Genomic DNA, 1,436 nt, shown 5'->3' on the forward strand with positions numbered 1-1,436 from the left:
CCGATGAACTCGGCCTTGACCGTGCGCCCGTCGGCCAGCGTCACCTGCACGTCGTCGGCATTGTCGATGACGTGGTGGTTGGTCAGCACCAGCCCGGCGCTGGCATCGATGATGACGCCCGAGCCCAGCGATTCGTTGATGCGTTCCTGCGGCACTTCCGGGAACAGCCGGCGGAAGAACGGGTCGTTGAAGTAGGGGTTGCGTACCCGCACCACCTGCTTGGTGTTGACGCTGACCACCGCGGGCATCGCCCGTTCCAGCATGGGCGCCAGCGACGGCACCGGCTGCCCGGCCACCGAGGCCGGCAGTGCGGCGGTGGCCGGAATGACCAGCGACGCCGGCGCTGCCTCGGCACGGTTGTCCAGGTGCGCGTTGATCGCCGAAGCGACGAAGCCACCGAAGGCGGCGGCAAGGGCGAGCGTGAGCAGGGTGGGGAGCGGTCGCATGGTCCGTCGGTTCCGTAACGAAGAGCGGCGTGGGAGGTAGGAGCCTATATAAGGTAAAGCAAGCTGAATGAGTGTGGCCGCCCGCGCCTAAACCGCGAATGAAATCCGATGCGCCGCGCGGCCGCGATCGTCCCCACCCTGCCGCCTGCCTCGGTTCAACTTGCCGCTGCACGACACCCCTGCTCGGCACGCCGACGGCCAGGATGGACGCCCTGCACGGTCCCCCGTTTTCCACCCCGCCACGTTCCACTGCGCGGTGCCAAGGCAGCCGGATCCGGCCAGCGCCGTCTGCCGTTTCGAGCGCGAAGGCAGCGCAGTTGTGCAGTAAAGGGCAACCAACCGATCCGCGTCCGACACCCAATTGCACACCGCCACGCAACTGCCCGACGCATGCAGGGAAGGCAGGCGCGACAACACGCGTGCGGTGCACGGAAGCTGTTTTAAAGGGGTTTGCTGCCGATGCCAGGTTTGCCGGGCAGCGCTGGCGTCGTCCCGCCAAGCACAGGTGCGGCTCACAGGCTGCGACAAGACCGTTCCACGATGGACCGCGCCGGTATAGCATCGCCAGCGATTTAACTGACCAGGCCCCTTAGGAGGCAATCATGAGCAACGGTAATGGTGTGACCGCGACCCTGTCGCAGGGCGTCGACGAAGTAAAAGAAGTGGCCGGCAACGTGGGCGAGACCATCGCTACCGCTGCTGAAGATGCCGTGGCGTCGGTGAAGAAGACCGTCAAGCGCGCACGCAAGGCTGCCACCACCCAGGTTGCCAAGGTCAAGAAGGCCGTGCAGAAGGCCGAGAAGACCGTCGCCAAGAAGGCCGACAAGGCTGCCAAGTCGGTCGGCAAGACCCTGGCCACCGCCAAGAAGAAGCTGGAAGCGGCCAAGAGCAACGCCAAGGCCGAAGCCGCCTCGCTGAAGAAGCAGGTTGCCAAGAAGAAGGTCGCCGCTGAAAAGGCCGTGACCAAGACCACCAAGGCCGCCAAGAAGG

Annotated in this window: 1 protein-coding gene and 1 pseudogene; one reads left to right on the forward strand and one right to left on the reverse strand. The window is 65.5% G+C overall.

What is annotated here, in order from left to right:
• A partial coding sequence (locus DBR34_RS11980) for a trypsin-like peptidase domain-containing protein (RefSeq protein ID WP_343125614.1) occupies positions 1-446 on the reverse strand: 446 nt, incomplete at its 3' end.
• Positions 447-1,108: 662 nt separating this feature from the next.
• Between DBR34_RS11980 and DBR34_RS22830 the strand changes: the two are divergent.
• A pseudogene (locus DBR34_RS22830) lies at positions 1,109-1,436 on the forward strand (histone); the annotation flags it as partial.

Source organism: Stenotrophomonas sp. HMWF003 (assembly GCF_003061285.1).
Classification (GTDB): Bacteria; Pseudomonadota; Gammaproteobacteria; order Xanthomonadales; family Xanthomonadaceae; genus Stenotrophomonas; species Stenotrophomonas maltophilia_AP.